Annotated in this window: 13 protein-coding genes; 6 read left to right on the forward strand and 7 right to left on the reverse strand. The window is 71.1% G+C overall.

Going from position 1 to position 15,195, the window contains the following annotated elements; translation table 11 throughout:
* Positions 1 to 21: 21 nt before the first annotated feature.
* Positions 22 to 1,752: a cation:proton antiporter gene (locus tag KZC51_RS00085; protein ID WP_247627988.1), complete on the reverse strand. Its 1,731-nt coding sequence runs from the start codon at positions 1,750 to 1,752 to the stop codon at positions 22 to 24.
* 52 nt (positions 1,753 to 1,804) lie between these two features.
* Between KZC51_RS00085 and KZC51_RS00090 the strand changes: the two genes are divergently transcribed.
* A complete protein-coding gene (locus tag KZC51_RS00090) occupies positions 1,805 to 2,854 on the forward strand; it encodes an LLM class flavin-dependent oxidoreductase (protein ID WP_247627989.1) in 1,050 nt (349 codons plus the stop codon).
* Between the two features lie 189 nt (positions 2,855 to 3,043).
* Positions 3,044 to 3,253 (forward strand): methyltransferase, encoded by a 210-nt coding sequence (locus tag KZC51_RS00095; protein WP_247627990.1) that lies wholly within the window; start codon positions 3,044 to 3,046, stop codon positions 3,251 to 3,253.
* A gap of 22 nt (positions 3,254 to 3,275) precedes the next feature.
* Here KZC51_RS00095 and pheA read toward each other — a convergent pair whose 3' ends face one another.
* Positions 3,276 to 4,226, reverse strand: a complete 951-nt coding sequence (gene pheA, locus KZC51_RS00100) for a prephenate dehydratase (protein WP_247627991.1) — start codon at positions 4,224 to 4,226, stop codon at positions 3,276 to 3,278.
* A 68-nt stretch (positions 4,227 to 4,294) separates the two neighbouring features.
* On the opposite strand from pheA, the gene pgm reads away from it, so the two are divergent.
* Entirely contained in the window at positions 4,295 to 5,956 is a 1,662-nt protein-coding gene (pgm, locus tag KZC51_RS00105; RefSeq protein ID WP_247627992.1) for a phosphoglucomutase (alpha-D-glucose-1,6-bisphosphate-dependent), read from the forward strand.
* Positions 5,957 to 6,011: 55 nt separating this feature from the next.
* Here the strand turns inward: pgm and KZC51_RS00110 are convergent, their stop codons facing one another.
* Complete coding sequence (locus KZC51_RS00110; RefSeq protein ID WP_247627993.1) at positions 6,012 to 7,118, reverse strand: glycerate kinase; 1,107 nt, start codon at positions 7,116 to 7,118, stop codon at positions 6,012 to 6,014.
* 125 nt (positions 7,119 to 7,243) lie between these two features.
* On the reverse strand, positions 7,244 to 8,200 hold the full coding sequence (locus KZC51_RS00115) for a LacI family DNA-binding transcriptional regulator (protein WP_247630556.1): 957 nt from the start codon (positions 8,198 to 8,200) through the stop codon (positions 7,244 to 7,246).
* 164 nt (positions 8,201 to 8,364) lie between these two features.
* Between KZC51_RS00115 and galT the strand changes: the two genes are divergently transcribed.
* Genes galT through galE form a run of 3 tightly spaced genes read left to right on the forward strand, consistent with a single transcriptional unit; the run spans position 8,365 to position 11,727 of the window.
* Positions 8,365 to 9,525 (forward strand): galactose-1-phosphate uridylyltransferase, encoded by a 1,161-nt coding sequence (gene galT, locus KZC51_RS00120; protein WP_247630557.1) that lies wholly within the window; start codon positions 8,365 to 8,367, stop codon positions 9,523 to 9,525.
* On the forward strand, positions 9,522 to 10,700 hold the full coding sequence (gene galK / locus KZC51_RS00125; RefSeq protein ID WP_247627994.1) for a galactokinase: 1,179 nt from the start codon (positions 9,522 to 9,524) through the stop codon (positions 10,698 to 10,700). The genes galT and galK overlap by 4 nt, the downstream gene beginning before the upstream one ends.
* Positions 10,701 to 10,749: 49 nt before the next feature.
* Positions 10,750 to 11,727 (forward strand): UDP-glucose 4-epimerase GalE, encoded by a 978-nt coding sequence (galE, locus tag KZC51_RS00130; RefSeq protein WP_247627995.1) that lies wholly within the window; start codon positions 10,750 to 10,752, stop codon positions 11,725 to 11,727.
* A 3-nt stretch (positions 11,728 to 11,730) separates the two neighbouring features.
* Here galE and KZC51_RS00135 read toward each other — a convergent pair whose 3' ends face one another.
* Genes KZC51_RS00135 through KZC51_RS00145 form a run of 3 tightly spaced genes read right to left on the reverse strand, consistent with a single transcriptional unit; the run spans position 11,731 to position 15,128 of the window.
* Entirely contained in the window at positions 11,731 to 13,056 is a 1,326-nt protein-coding gene (locus tag KZC51_RS00135) for an MFS transporter (RefSeq protein ID WP_247627996.1), read from the reverse strand.
* Complete coding sequence (locus KZC51_RS00140; RefSeq protein ID WP_247627997.1) at positions 13,053 to 13,964, reverse strand: polysaccharide deacetylase family protein; 912 nt, start codon at positions 13,962 to 13,964, stop codon at positions 13,053 to 13,055. Before KZC51_RS00140 ends, KZC51_RS00135 begins: the two co-directional genes overlap by 4 nt.
* Positions 13,965 to 13,985: 21 nt before the next feature.
* On the reverse strand, positions 13,986 to 15,128 hold the full coding sequence (locus KZC51_RS00145; RefSeq protein ID WP_247627998.1) for an ROK family transcriptional regulator: 1,143 nt from the start codon (positions 15,126 to 15,128) through the stop codon (positions 13,986 to 13,988).
* Positions 15,129 to 15,195 lie beyond the last annotated feature (67 nt).

Genomic DNA, 15,195 nt, shown 5'->3' on the forward strand with positions numbered 1-15,195 from the left:
GGCTCCGGACGCGAGCCGGGGCTACGCCCGACCGAACTGGCGCGTCGCGCCGCGTGTGTCGAGAGCGAGCTCCTCGGCATCCATCGCCGCGATCAGCTCGCGCATCAGCTCCTCGTCGAGCTCGCCGGCATCGCGCTCCTGCAACAGGATCTCGCGCCGCACGTGCAACCACCCGCGGGTCAACGCGACGAGGTCTTCGTACGACGGCCGCGGCACGGTGTCCTCGACCTCCTGCGCAGCATCCGTGTCCTTCTCGACGCGGCTCATGCGCTTGGTGAACGCATCGAACACGCTGAGGTCGACGGCACCGTACTTCTCTTCCCACTCGACGCGCTTCTCGGCGAGATAGGCCTTGCCCGCCTCGCGACTCTTCTCTCTGACCGCAGCCAAGGCGCGTTCGTCGTCTTCGTGGTCGACATCGCCCTCGATACCCAGGCGACGGATGAGCATCGGCAGTGTGAGCCCCTGCAGCAGGAGCGTGCCGACCGTCACGATGAAGGCGACCACCACGATCGCGTGCGAGGCCTCGGCGTCGAGCGTCGCGAGGTCGGCGGCGGCGAGCGCGATCGCCAAGGTGACCACTCCACGCATCCCGGCCCACGAGATGACCGCGTTGTCCTTGGCGGTGAGCTGCAGTCCTGCCATCTGCTCGCGCACGATGTGGGTGCGCAGCTCGTCCGCGGTGTACTTCGCCCACCGGCGACTCCGACGATGCCGCTTCTCGAACTCCCCCGACTCGACGCCACGGTCCCAGCGTTCGAGCCGCTTGCGGTCCTGGAAGTTCGCCCACGCGCTCGTGGGGTAGATGTACAGGGGCCGCACGATGAGCACGACCAGCAGCACCGCGCCCGACAGCATCAGGATCTGCTCGACGGACTCGCTGCCCAGGTCGCGCAGCACACGCGGGAACTGCAGCCCGATGTACGCGAACACGAAGCTCTCCAGCAGCAGATCCGCCGAGAGCCACAGCGGCTTCTCCTGCTGACGCGTCGTGTAGTCCGTGCGCGGGGAGTTGAAGCCGACGTAGAGCCCCATCGCGACGACCGCCAGCACGCCGGAGCCGAGCAGGTGCTCCGCGATCGCGTACGCGCCGAACGGGGCGAGCAGTCCGAAGGTGCCGATCACGACCGGGTCGTTGATGCGCATGCGCAGCTGGTGCAGCACGATGCCGAAGAGCAGGCCGATCGCGACGCCGATCACGACCGCCATCAGGAACTGTCCGACGCCTCCCCAGACCGAGATCGCCTGACTGGCGAGGATCGCCGCGAACACCCGGTACAGCGTGAGCGAGGTCGCGTCGTTGATCAGGCTCTCACCCGAGAGCACGGTCATGATGCGGCGGGGCAGCCCGAGCTTGCGTCCGATCGCCGCTGCGGACACCGCGTCGGGCGGGGCCACGATCGCGCCGAGGAGCAGTGCGCCCGGCAGGGTCAGCGACGGCATGATCCACCACGCGACGAAACCCACCGCGACCGCGGTGAGAAGCACGAGCCAGATGCCCAGGCGACGGATCTGCGGCAGGCTGCGCTTGAAGCCGACGAACGAGACGTCGAGCGCGGCCGAGTACAGCAGCGGCGGCAGCACGAGGCTGAGGAGCAGGTGGCCGTCGATGTCGAGATCGGGCACGAACGGGAGGAAGGATGCCGCCAGCGCGACCACCGTCACCAGCAGGGGTGCCGGCCACCCGCGCCAGCGCGCGAAGGCGGCGACGGCGACGGCTCCGACGAGGACGTAGAAGATCCCGGCTTCCATGCCTCCACGGTAGTGGGGAATGCAGCGCCAGCAACGCGCGTTGCAGACGGGGATGTCCGATACAGCTCTCTCCGTCCTCGACCTCGTGCCGGTGCGCACCGGGCAGACCAGCACGGAGGCCATCGCCGCTTCCCTCGACCTCGCCGAGACGGCCGACCGCCTCGGCTATCGGCGCTACTGGTTCGCGGAGCACCACAACATGCCCGCCGTGGCGTCCACGACCCCGCCGGTGCTGATCGCCGCCGCCGCGACCCGCACGAGCCGTATCCGCCTGGGCTCCGGTGGCGTCATGCTCCCCAACCACGCACCGCTCATCGTGGCGGAGCAGTTCTCGGCGCTCGAGGCCATCGCCCCCGGGCGCATCGACCTCGGCCTGGGCCGCGCGCCCGGCAGCGATCCCGTGATCACACAGCTGCTGCGCGGCTCGGGCACCACGAGCGACGTGGAGCAGTTCCCCCGGCACGTGCAGGACATCTCGGCGCTGCTCTCCGGAGACGGCGCCACCCTGCGCTTCACCTCGGGCGGCGAATACACCGTGCACGCCACCCCCGCGGCGACCGGCGTGCCGGAGGTGTGGCTGCTCGGATCGAGCGACTACTCCGCGCAGCTCGCGGCGTCGCACGGCTTGCCGTACGTGTTCGCGAACCACTTCTCGGGCCAGGGCCTGGAGCGAGCGCTCGACCTGTATCGCACCGGCTACCGTCCGAGCGAGGAGCACCCGGAGCCGCGCACCTTCCTCACGGTGAACGCGGTGGCCTCGCCGACCGTCGAGGAGGCGGAGGCTCGCGCCCTCCCCCAGCTGCGAATGATGGCGCGGCTGCGTCTGAACAAGCCGCTCACCGCGCTCGAGACCGTGGAGGAGGCGATCGCGGCGGGTATCGCCGAAGCGGATGCCGCCACCGACCAGGTCGTGCAGGGCGCCCGGTCGCGCTGGTTCGTCGGCACCGGAGAGTCGGTCGCCGCAGAGGTGCGCGACTTCGCCACGCGCTACGGCGTCGACGAGGTCATGCTCTCCCCCGTCGCCGGCGCGTACGAGGCCGAGCCGAAGTCATCCGCTGTGGGCCGCGCCCAGACGCTGGAACTCGTCGCCGCAGCTCTCTAGCCGCGCCGCAGCCGCACCGCCGAATGCACGACCTGGCGCCGAGTTGCACGACCTGTTCGCGTCGGCATCCCGTCCACTCGGCGCGATCCCGTGCACTCGCCGAGAGCGCGCACTCACGAGGGCTGTGTCAAGGGGCCTGGCCTTCGGGAGAGGACGGGCGTAGCCTCGGGACGAGAGAGGGGTTCGACGATGAGCACCACCAAGACACTCGCACTCTGGGTCGCCTACGGCACGAACGGTGTGGTCGGCAGCATCCGCCACGACGACGAGGGCTATCAGGTCACGATGGCGGGAGCGGACGGCCCAGCGGGGACGTACCCGACCCTCGCCTCGGCGAAGGGGGCCCTGCACGCCCGGATGATCCCTGGGAGCGCCTGGCCACTGTTCCAGGAGCACTGAGCTCGCGGACACCGGGCCCCGACTACTCCGCCGGTTCGCCGCTGAGGATGCCGCGCAGCCAGTCGCGCGCCTCGACGAACACGTCGTCGGCGTAGCGCTCCGGGTAGTGCACGATCTGGCGGTCGGCGCGCGGGTACGAGCCGAGGAACACCACGCGGGGGCTGAAGCGGCGGATGCCGAGCATCGCATCCGCCATCCGCTCGTGCTCGATGTGTCCATCGGCGTCGATCACGAAGCGGTATCGACCGAGCTCGTCGCCGATCGGCCGCGACTCGATGAGCGAGAGGTTGATGCCGCGGGTCGAGAACTGCTCGAGCATCTCGAGCAGCGACCCGGGGTGGTCGTGCGGCAGTTCGACGATCAGCGACGTCTTGTCGGCACCGGTCGGCGCGGGCGGGGCGGTCGTGCGGGTGACGAGCACGAACCGCGTCACGGCCTGCGCGTTGTCGCCGATACCGGAGGCGAGGACGTCGACGTCGTAGTGGTTCACGATTCCGGGGGCGGCGATCGCCGCCTGCGCCGGGAGTGTGCCGTCGAGCACACCGATGGCCGAGGCCACGTTGCTCGCCGCCGGCACGTGCGAGTGCTGCGGCAGGTGCTCGCCGAGCCAGCCGTGGCACTGGGCGTAGGCGACGGGGTGGGCGGCGATGACCTGCACCTGGTCGAGCGTGGTGCCGGGGGGCGCAACCAGCACGAAGTTGACCGGCACCAGGTACTCGCCGATGATGCGCAGGCCGGGGAGCGTCGCAAGAGCGTCCTGGGTGGTGGAGACACCGCCCTCGATGGAGTTCTCGATCGCGATCATCGCCGCGAAGCTGCGACCGTCGAGCACGTCGGCCAGCGCTTCGCCGACGTTGTGCACGGGACGCCACTGCTGACCGCGCGCCTCTGCGACCTGATCGAGTGCCGCTTCCGTGAAGGTTCCGGCAGGGCCGAGATAGCTGTAGGTACGGCGTTCAGTCACGCGTTTCACCTTAGCCCTCCCCGCGATGGAGGAGACCGAAGTTTCTCCTGCAGCGGGATCGGGGGCAGACTGTGTGCATGACGAGCCGTGCCGGCCTCCCCGCGGAGGACACTGACCTCATCGATGTCGACGAACTGATCGCCGCGTACTACGACCGCATCCCGAAGCCCGACGTCGCCTCCGAGCGTGTGGCCTTCGGCACCAGCGGCCATCGCGGTTCATCGCTGTCGGGCAGCTTCAACGAGAACCACATCCTCGCCACCACGCAGGCGATCGTGGACTACCGGGCGGGCCAGGGCATCACCGGTCCGCTGTTCCTCGGCAGAGACACGCACGCGCTCTCGCTCCCGGCCGAGCGCACGGCGATCGAGGTGCTGCTGGCGAACGGGGTGGACGTGCGGGTCGACTCGCGCGACTCCTGGGTGCCGACCCCGGCGCTCAGCCATGCGATCCTCACCTACAACCGCGCCCTTCGACAGGCTCAGGGACCGGGTGAGGGGAACGCGGGTCTCGCCGACGGCATCGTGGTGACGCCCTCCCACAACCCGCCGCGCGACGGCGGCTTCAAGTACAACCCTCCGCATGGCGGACCTGCCGACACGGATGCCACGGGCTGGATCGCCGACCGCGCGAACGAGCTCATCGCGAACGGGCTCGACGGCGTCAAGCGACAGCGCTTCGGCGACGTCGACTGGGATGCCATCACGGGCTACGACTTCCGCGACGCGTACGTGCGCGACCTCGCCACGATCATCGACGTCGACGCGATCCGTCGCGCGGGAGTGCGCATCGGCGCCGATCCCCTGGGCGGCGCATCCGTCGAGTACTGGGCTCTCATCAAGGAGGTCTACGACCTCGACCTCACGGTCGTGAACCCCGAGGTCGACCCGACCTGGCGCTTCATGACGCTCGACTGGGACGAGAAGATCCGCATGGATCCGTCGTCGCCTTCGGCGATGGCATCGCTGGTGGCGAAGAAGGGCGACTTCGACGTGCTCACCGGCAACGACGCCGATGCCGACCGGCACGGCATCGTCACCCCCGATGCCGGCCTCATGAACCCGAACCACTACCTGGCCGTCGCGATCGACTACCTGTTCTCGCACCGCGCCGAGTGGCCGCGCGACGCCGCGATCGGCAAGACGCTGGTGTCGTCGATGATCATCGACCGCGTCGCCGAATCGCTCGGTCGCCGTCTGCTCGAGGTGCCCGTCGGGTTCAAGTGGTTCGTCCCGGGACTGCTCGACGGCTCCGTCGCGTTCGGCGGCGAGGAGTCCGCCGGCGCCTCGTTCCTGCGCAAGGACGGCTCGGTGTGGTCGACCGACAAGGACGGCATCCTGCTCTGCCTGCTCGCCGCCGAGATCATCGCTGTGACGGGCAAGACCCCGTCCGAGCGGTATCGCGAGCTGGAGGAGGCGTTCGGCTCGTCCGCGTACCAGCGCGTCGACGCGCCGGCCTCGCCCGAGCAGAAGGCCGCGCTGGCGAAGCTCGCCCCCGAGTCAGTGTCGGCGACCACCCTGGCCGGCGAGGAGATCACCGCGAAGCTCTCGCACGCACCGGGCAACGGCGCGGCGATCGGCGGGCTCAAGGTGCAGACCGAGCACGCCTGGTTCGCCGCCCGTCCCTCTGGCACTGAAGACGTGTACAAGCTCTACGCCGAGAGCCTGCGTGGCCCGGAGCACCTCGCCGAGGTGCAGGCCGAGGCCCGCGCCGTGGTGTCGGCCGCACTCGGCGGCTGAGTGCTCCGGCGGCTCAAGCGCGCACGCGCTCCTGAGCCTGTGACAGGTGACGACGTCACCTGGCGGCGCGCGCCAGTGCGCTGCCGGCCGCGCGCAACCAGCGGGCCGGCTCGGCGAGCGCGGCGGCGGAGGACCCGGCGAGATCGGCGAGCGACACGGATGCCGCGAACAGCGAGGTGTCCGCGTCCGCAGTGATGCGACCGGCGGCCAGTACCGCCCGTGCCCCTGCATCGGCCGCGAGGGATGCGAGGAACGAGGGCACCTTGCCGTCGCCGGACTGCCCGTCATACGACCCCTCGCCCGTGATGACGACATCCGCATCAGCGATGGCCTCGGCGAGGCCGATGAGCTCCGCGACCTCGGCGGCACCGGGCACGAGCACTCCGCCCCACACCACCAGCGCTCCTCCGGTTCCACCGGCCGCGCCGGTGCCGGGAAGCGCGGCGTCGATGCCGAGCAGTGCTGCCAGGCGGACGAGAGCGGCATCGACGCGCACACGGCCGACCTCGTCGACGAGTCCCTTCTGAGGGCCGAACACGGCGGTCGCGCCGCGTGGACCGGCCAGCGGGTTCGTGACGTCGGTCAGCACCCGCACGTCAGGGGCCGGGCGCAGGGCGCTGAGGTCGACGATCGTGAGGCTCGCGAGTCCCCGCGCGCCACGGGCGATCACCGCACCGTCGGCGTCGAGGAACCGCGCGCCGAGAGCCGTGAGCATGCCGGTGCCGCCGTCGGTCGACGCGCTCGAGCCGATGCCGAGCACGAGGCGCGAGACGCCGTGGTCGAGGGCGGCGGCGATGGCCTGTCCGAACCCGGAGGTGTCGGCGTCCCAGGGGCGCAGCTCGTCGAGCAGCTCGATGCCGGAGGTGGAGCCGAGGTCGACCACCGCGGTGCCGAGCGGTGCATCGGCCGTGGGCGGCAGCAGCAGCCAGAAAGTGTCGACCGGGACCCCCGCGGGGCCATCGACCGTCACCGGCATGCGCAGAGATCCGGCGACGGCGGCCTCGAATGCCGCGACCGTGCCCTCGCCGCCGTCGGCCATCGGCCGGTGCACGAACTCCGCAGCGGGGTCGACTGCTGCCCATCCCTCGGCAAGTGCACGCGCGGCGTCTGCTGCCGTGATGGTTCCCTTGAAACTGTCCGGAGCCAGCACCACCCGTGTCATCGTGTCCTCCCGGACCCGAGCTTAGCGACGTCGCCGACGGGCGCATTCCGGGTGCGGAAGGGTGCCCGAATCGCCTGGTGTACGTGCTGTGGCGCAACCGGAAGGATGTCGGTGAGTCGTCGGGGTCAGCTCCGGCGGGCGCTGGCGCGCTCGACCAGCACGGTGGGGACGACCGACGCCGACGAGCCGGCACCCTCGCCCTCGATGTCGGCGACCAGGGCCGCGACGGCTCGATGGGCGAGGGCGGTGAAGTCCTGCCGGATCGTGGTGAGCGGTGGACGGTAGTTCGCCGCATCCGGCACATCGTCGAAGCCGACGACGCTGACCTCCTCCGGCACCTGTCGCCCGCCTTCTGCGAGCGCACGGAGCAGCCCGAGCGCCATCTGATCATTCGCGCAGAAGACTGCGGAGGCGGCGGAGAGCTGCGCGCCTGCCGCGAAGCCGGACTGCGCGCTCCAGTCTCCACGCACCACGGAGGGCGGACGGATGCCGGCGGCGGCGAGAGCCTCACGCCATCCGCGCTCGCGTTCGGTCGCGGCGAAGGAGTCGGCAGGACCGGCGAGATGGTGCACGACCTGGTGCCCGAGCGAGAGCAGATGACGCGTCGCCGCAGCCGCCCCTCCGGCGTGATCGCTGTGCACGGCATGGAATCCGGTGCCGGCCACCGCATCGACCACGACCAGCCGGAGCCCGGCAGGGCGGTCGGCGGTCGGCACGAGGGCGGACGCCTCGTTCAGCACGATCGCGCCGTCGACCTCCTGCTCGGCGAGGCGCTCGAAGGCCTCCGCCACGCTCGCCCGTGCCGTGACGAGGGTGAGGGCGTAGCCGCGTTCGGCTGCCGCCTCGGCCGTCGCCTGCAGCATGCGCGAGTTGCCGACGGTGGCCAGGGTCGTGACGACGAGGCCGATGGTCTGTGAGCGACCGGTGCGCAGGGCGCGGGCGGCGCGGTGCGGACGGTAGCCGAGCTCGGACATCGCCTGCTCGACCCTGGCGCGCGTGGCGGGGTCCACCCGAGGACTGTCGTTCACGACACGAGAGACGGTCTGGCCGGAGACACCAGCGCGTGCGGCGACGGCAGCCATCGAGACGCGGCCGGTGGCGGGACGGCGACGGCGCGGTCCACGGTCGAGCGCGAGGCTGAGATCGTCTCCGGTCACTGGTATCCCCCGTCCATAACTCCGCAATGTTGACGTTACCACGGCCGAAGTCGTACCATGTTTACGTGAACACGACCGAACTTCCTGAGATGCGGACCGAGACCCTCGGCGCCGGCGTCGTCAAGCGCGCAACCCAGCTGGCCGACGGCCGCGACATCATCTACTACGACGACCGCGACTCGACGCTCGGCCCCGACCGCGCGGTCGACGCTCGCACGCTCGACCCCCGTCCCGACACCGCGACGATGCGACTCGACGTGCTCACCGGCGACTGGATCACGGTCGCCGCGAACCGACAGAACCGCGTCATGATGCCCGGCGCCGACGCCGACCCGCTCGCACCGCAGACCCCGACGAACCCGTCGGAGGTGCCGTCGCTGTACGACGTCGCCGTGTTCGAGAACCGCTCTCCCGCGTTCGGACCCGCCCTGGCCGAGGCGATCGGCGCCGCGCCCGCCGCGAGCAACCCGCCCCGCGGTCTCGACGACCTCGCCGCACTCGGACTCGGCCGCACCCGCACCTCGGTCGGACGCTGCGAGGTCGTGTGCTTCAGCCCCGAGCATTCCGGATCGTTCGGCACCCAGTCCGTCACCCGCGCCCGCACGGTGATCGAAGCCTGGGCCGACCGCACGGCCGCCCTGTCGCAGCTGCCGGGGATCGAGCAGGTGTTCCCGTTCGAGAACCGCGGAGAGGCGATCGGGGTGACCCTGCCACATCCGCATGGTCAGCTGTACGCCTACCCCTACGTGACCCCGCGCACCACCCGGCTGCTCGACGCGATCGACCGCACCGCCCCCGACCTCTTCGCCCGCGTGCTGGAGTTCGAGCAGGCGTCGGAGCGCGTCGTGTTCCGCGGCGAGCACTGGACGGCGTTCGTGCCGTTCGCCGCCCGCTGGCCCCTCGAGGTGCACCTGACGCCGCACCGCCACGTACCCGACTTCGCCGCGACGTCCGAAGCCGAGCGCGATGAGCTCGCGCCGCTCTACCTGCGTCTGCTGCGCGGCGTCGATGCGATGTACGACACCCCGACGCCGTACATCGCCGCCTGGCACCAGGCGCCCGTGAACGTGGGCCGCGACACCGTGCGCCTGCACCTGCAGCTCACGAGCCCGCGCCGCGCCGCCGACAAGCTCAAGTTCCTCGCCGGCTCCGAGGCCGCGATGTGGGCCTGGGCCGCCGAGGTCACCCCGGAGCAGGGCGCCGCCCGCATCCGCGAAGCCATCGCCCGCGCCGAGGAGGCCTCCGCATGACCGCCGCGCAGCACAGCGCCCGCGCGCTCTTCGCAGCCCTGACGGGACACGAGCCGGACGGACTCTGGTCGGCCCCCGGCCGCGTCAACCTGATCGGCGAGCACACCGACTACAACGAGGGCTTCGTGCTGCCGTTCGCGATCCCGCACCGCACGGTCGCGGCGGTCGGCACGCGCGACGACGGCCGCATCCGCGTGGCATCGACCTTCGCGGATGACGTGGTCGAGGTCGCGCTCGACGAGCTGACCGCGCTGTTCCCGACCACCACGGGCTCCGCGCCTGCGGTCCCCGAGTGGGCCGCCTACCCGCTCGGGGTCGCGTGGGCGCTGCAGCTGGCAGGAGCCGCGGGTCGCGGTGTCGACATCGCGATCGCCTCGGACGTGCCTGTCGGCGCCGGACTCTCCTCGTCGGCCGCGATCGAGGGGGCGACGGCATCCGCTCTCAACGACCTCTGGAACGCCGGACTCGACAAGGTGGCGCTCGCCCGCATCGGACGCCGCGCCGAGAACGAGGCCGTCGGAGCGCCGACCGGGATCATGGACCAGATGGCGTCGATGCTGGGCGAGCCGGACGAGGCGATCTTCCTCGACTGCCGCTCGCTGGAAGCGCAGACCGTGCCGGTCGGCGCCGCGGCATCCGGCCTGGCGATCCTCGTGATGGACACGCGGGTGAAGCACGCGCATTCCACGGGAGGCTACGGCGAGCGCCGGGCGTCGTGCGAGAAGGGAGCGGCGATCATGGGCGTGAAGAGCCTGCGGGATGTGTCGGTGACCGACCTCCCCCGCGCCGAAGAGCTCATGGACGATGTCACGTTCCGCCGCGTGCGGCACATCGTGACCGAGAACCAGCGCGTGCTCGACACTGTGGGGGTGCTGCGCGAGCAGGGCGCGCGGGCGATCGGCGAGCTGCTCGTCGCCTCGCACGCCTCGATGCGCGACGACTTCGAGATCTCGGTACCCGAGCTCGACACCGCTGTCGAGGCCGCCCTGGCCGCGGGTGCCATCGGCGCCCGGATGACCGGCGGGGGCTTCGGCGGCGCCGCGATCGCCCTCGTCGAGCAGGGCGCGGTGGAGGCGGTGTCGACCGCCGTGGACGCGGCCTTCGCCGACGCCGGATTCAGTGCCCCGCACCTGTTCACGGTCGTCCCGTCGGCGGGCGCGCACCGCGACGCCTGAGAGAATGACAGACGGAGTCGCCCCTCGGGTGCGACAGGAGAGGAACGCAATGTCCTGGATCGTCACCGGCGGCGCCGGCTACATCGGTGCGCACGTGGTGCGCGCTCTCGCAGATGCCGGGCTGACCCCGGTCGTGCTCGACGACCTCTCCAGCGGGGTGGCGTCGTTCGTGCCGGAGGGCGTGGCGTTCGTGCAGGGCAGCATCCTGGATCGCGCGCTCGTCGAGAAGACGCTGCGCGACCATGATGCGGAGGGCGTGATCCATGTCGCCGGCTACAAGTACGCCGGGGTCTCGGTGCAGCGTCCACTGCACACCTATGCGCAGAACGTCGAAGGCACCCGCGTGATCCTCGAGGCCATGCAGGCCGCGGGCGTCGCGAACATCGTGTTCTCGTCATCCGCCGCCGTGTTCGGCACCCCGGATGTCGCGCTCGTGGTGGAGGACACCGCGAAGAAGCCCGCCAGCCCCTACGGCGAGTCCAAGCTGATCGGCGAGTGGCTGCTGCGCGACCAGGCGATCGCGACCGCCGACTCTGAGACGCCACTGCGCCACACCTCGCTGCGCTACTTCAACGTGGTCGGCTCCGCGGATCCGACGGTGTACGACGTCAGCCCGCACAACCTGTTCCCCATCGTGTTCGAGGCGCTGATCGCGGGCAGCACCCCGAAGATCTTCGGCGACGACTACGCGACCGAGGATGGGACGAACGTGCGCGACTACGTGCACGTCGGCGACATCGCCGCGGCCCACGTCGCCGCCGCGAAGCGCCTGTCGTCCGGTGAGGCCATCGAGCCCGCGTACAACCTCGGCTCCGGTGACGGCCTGAGTGTGAAGCAGATCATGGATGCCGTCGCCCGCGTGACCGGCATCGACTTCACGCCCGAGATCGGCCCGCGCCGCCCCGGCGACCCCGACCGGATCGTGGCCACCGGAGAGCTCGCCGCCCGTGACCTCGACTGGACCATGCGGTACACGGTCGACGAGATGGTGCGCACGGGCTGGGAGGCCCGCCGCAACGCCGGCTGAGCCTCAGAGATCGCGACGGCGGATCGGGTAGAGCCAGAAGCAGAGCCACGCCAGCGCGGTGAACAGCAGCGGGATCACGGCGAGCATGAGCCGGATGCCGCCGTCGACGGTAGCGGGCTGCGCATCCTCCAGCGCGGCGTCGAAACCGGATGACGTGAGCACCACCGCCGCGACGATCGCCTGCAGCACGACCGAGCCGCGCACCACGAAGCCGTTCACGCCGAAGTAGGCGCCCTCGCGGCGGTGGCCGGTGCGCCCGGCATCCTCGTCGATGATCTGCGCGAGCACCACCTCGAGCAGCTGCAGCAGACCGCCGACACCGACACCCACCGCGACGCCCACCAGCGCCGCGCCGAGGACGCTCGTCGGCACCAGGTAGCCGAGCACGGCGATGCCGAACACCGCCACGCTCCACAGCAGGGCGGTGCGCGGGTTCGTGCGGCGCACGATCGCGCTCCACAGCACGATCGAGGGGATCGCGGTGACGAAGATCGCGCCGAGCAGCAGACTGCTCTCCCCGTCTGGGGCGCGCAGCGAGTAGCGCACGTAGAACGGCACGGCGGCGAGGATGATCGCGATCGACGTCTGCACGAACAGCGACCCGAGCACGTAGGGCACGAACGCCCTGTTCGCGAACGTGTACGTCAGCTGGTCGCGGAAGCGCATCGCCTCGGACGCCGCCTCCGGCACGCGGCGTTCGACCATGCCCCCGAGGAACGACCAGACCAGCAGCACCAGGCACACCGCACCCAGCACGAGCGCCATGCCCGGCCAGCCGATCGAGTCGTACAGCAGCGGCGCCCCCGCGGTGCCGAGCACCATGCCGAGGATCGCGAAGATCTGCCGGGGCACATTGCCCCGCGCCCGCTCGGCCGTGGTGCGGAAGATCTCGGGGAACAGCGCGGAGATGTTGAGCACCACGACCACGAACGCGATGTCATAGACCGCGACCACGATCAGGAACCAGGCGATCAGCCCACCGGTCGGCAGCTCCGGCGGCATCCAGACCAGCACGAATCCGACGACCAGCGGCACGATGCCGAAGCCGATCCACGGGATGCGCCGACCCCACGGGGTGCGGATGCGGTCCGACAGTGCGCCGATCACCGGGTTCAGGAGCGCGTTGAGGATGCCGTGGGCGATCAGCGCGGCCGCCACCCATGCGGCGGGCACGGCGAGGTGCGAGACGTAGAAGTAGACCGCGAACGCCGAGAACGTCTGCGCCATGAGCTGGGTGGGGAACCCGGAGAGACCGAAGGCGGTCGACTGCGCCCTGGTCGGCGCCGCGTCGAGTCGGCGGTCGCGCAGGTGCGTGAGGAGCGAGGTCATCGCGTGCCCCGCTGCAGATCGCGCAGCGCACGCCAGCCGATGCGCACGAGGCCCTCATCGGCGATCGTCTGCACCACGACCGGGTCGGAGAGCAGGCGCAGCTCGTAGCCGCGCTTGACGGCGGCGAAGTCGACCGCGGACCGCAGCTCCTCGGTATCGGTCATCGGATGCAGGTAGATCTCGGTGACACCGGCGGGGACGGCTCGCAGCAGCGCGACGAAGCCGTCTCGCACCTGCTCGTAGGTCTCGGCGGCGTCCGTGCCCTCGCCGACCAGCTCGAAGGGGTGCGACCAGAGCCGGTCGATGATCTCGACCCCGAGCGCGTCAGCCGCGCCGGTCGCCCTGGCGAGGGTGTCGGCGCTGACGCCGTCCATGCTGCGTGGCAGGCGGAACGGCAGCCCGTGCTGCGCGGCCAGCGCGAAGACCTCGCCGAGGAAGTCACGGCCGGTCGCGAGTCCATACACGGAACCCATGTGGTTGTCGAGGTGGGTGACATCGACCCCGGCGTCGAGGGCGGCCTGCAGCTGCGCCGCGAGCTCGGCGACGACGTCGTCGGTCGCGGCGTGCTGCTCGACCGAGGCGACATCGACCGGGAAGAAGCCGTCGGCGTCGACCAGCGTGGTCGTGGTGCCGGTGAGCGGACGCCACCGGTAGCGGGACCACTCGCTCGTCAGCACCAGGTGCACGCCGACGTCGAGGTCACGGCGCGCGGCGGCGAACGACAGCGCCTCCGGCGCCCACGAGCACGGGACCATCAGCGTCGTGGAGTCGATGCGTCCGGCATCCAGCAGCTCGACGATCGCGGTGTTCGCCGCATGGCACATGCCGAAGTCGTCGGCGTTGAGGATGATCGCCCTGGCCCCGGGAGCGAGCCCGAGGCGTTCGGCGAGATCGGAGGGAGCAGTCATCGTCGACTCCTATCGGGTGGGTCAGCGTCCGGTCTTGTCGGGTGGGGTCAGGATACGGGTGAACAGCGCGGCGCGAAGAGCGGATGCGGCCTCCCCTGTCGCGCCGATCAGCGGGGCTTCGACGCCGAACGACGACACCCGGAAACCCACGGACAACAGCGGCGCGTACTCATCGGCGATCCGGGCGACCGCCCCGGCGAGCACAGGGTGCGCGGCGCTGCCGCTCAGGATGAACGCCTCGGGGTCGAGCACGAGCGTCATGGTGCCGGCGATCAGCACCAGGCGTCTGGCGACCTCGGTGACCAGCTGCAGCGCGGCATCGTCACCGTCGGCCGCGGCTTCGAGGTGCGCGCCGAGCAGCGCGTCGGGGTCGAGATCGTACGCGCGGGCGAGGTCGCTGACCACGGCGTCGTTCACGACCGGAGCACCGATCGGCAACGGGCTCTGCGGCAGGTACATGATCTCGCCGGCGATGCCGGAGGCGCCGCGGTGCAGCGCGCCGTCGATCACGATCCCCGCACCGAGGCCGTCGTCGACCAGGAGCAGCAGTGCGAAGCTGGACAGATCGGCGACCGCACCGACGGAGAGCTCGGCGAGAGCGGCCAGGTTGACGTCGTTCTCGATGCGCACCTCGCACCCGAGCGCGGCGGCGAGCGCCGAGCGGAATGCGCCGCCGTCCGGACCCTCGTCGTTGCGGATACTGCCGTCGGCGGTGACGATGCCCGGGACGCCCACGACCGCCGCGTGCACCGGCCCATTCACCACGCGGCGCCCCCGATCGACCAGGCGGGCGATGTGCGTGACGCGATCGTCGACGCGGGGGAAGTCCTCGTGCAGTTCGGCGCGCACCGCGCCGGTCGGGTCGACGAGCACGACGTGTGCCGCATGGTGGTCGGCGTGGATCGCGGCGGCGAACCCGAGATGCGGGTGCAGCGCGACCCGACTGGCCGCGGGACCGCGGGTGTCACGGTCGACGCCAGCCGGAGCGACGGCCCCTGCGCCCTCGAGCATGCGGAGCACCTGCGTGACGGCGGTGCGAGACAGCCCGGTCGCGGCCATCAGCTCGGCACGGGTGCGCGGGCCGGTGCGCGCGAGCGCTTCGAGAATCGCGCGGCCGTTGAGTGCGCGGAGCAGGGTCTGGGGCCCTGCGAGTGGCCTGGTCATGGCGATCCCCCCAAGTCAGCTCCGCCCAGCCTCCCACATCGCGCCGCGTCCCCGGGCCGCCGCCCGG

Source organism: Microbacterium croceum (assembly GCF_023091245.1).
Classification (GTDB): Bacteria; Actinomycetota; Actinomycetes; order Actinomycetales; family Microbacteriaceae; genus Microbacterium; species Microbacterium croceum.

Bases quoted from the DNA above. Each gene is read 5' to 3' on its own strand.
- galT (WP_247630557.1), top strand. From the start codon at position 8,365: ATGCGGACCGAGACCCTCGGCGCCGGCGTCGTCAAGCGCGCAACCCAG.
- KZC51_RS00140 (WP_247627997.1), bottom strand. From the start codon at position 13,964: ATGACTGCTCCCTCCGATCTCGCCGAACGCCTCGGGCTCGCTCCCGGG.
- KZC51_RS00085 (WP_247627988.1), bottom strand. From the start codon at position 1,752: ATGGAAGCCGGGATCTTCTACGTCCTCGTCGGAGCCGTCGCCGTCGCC.
- KZC51_RS00115 (WP_247630556.1), bottom strand. From the start codon at position 8,200: ATGGCTGCCGTCGCCGCACGCGCTGGTGTCTCCGGCCAGACCGTCTCT.
- KZC51_RS00090 (WP_247627989.1), top strand. From the start codon at position 1,805: ATGTCCGATACAGCTCTCTCCGTCCTCGACCTCGTGCCGGTGCGCACC.
- KZC51_RS00095 (WP_247627990.1), top strand. From the start codon at position 3,044: ATGAGCACCACCAAGACACTCGCACTCTGGGTCGCCTACGGCACGAAC.
- galK (WP_247627994.1), top strand. From the start codon at position 9,522: ATGACCGCCGCGCAGCACAGCGCCCGCGCGCTCTTCGCAGCCCTGACG.
- pgm (WP_247627992.1), top strand. From the start codon at position 4,295: ATGACGAGCCGTGCCGGCCTCCCCGCGGAGGACACTGACCTCATCGAT.
- KZC51_RS00110 (WP_247627993.1), bottom strand. From the start codon at position 7,118: ATGACACGGGTGGTGCTGGCTCCGGACAGTTTCAAGGGAACCATCACG.
- KZC51_RS00135 (WP_247627996.1), bottom strand. From the start codon at position 13,056: ATGACCTCGCTCCTCACGCACCTGCGCGACCGCCGACTCGACGCGGCG.
- galE (WP_247627995.1), top strand. From the start codon at position 10,750: ATGTCCTGGATCGTCACCGGCGGCGCCGGCTACATCGGTGCGCACGTG.
- KZC51_RS00145 (WP_247627998.1), bottom strand. From the start codon at position 15,128: ATGACCAGGCCACTCGCAGGGCCCCAGACCCTGCTCCGCGCACTCAAC.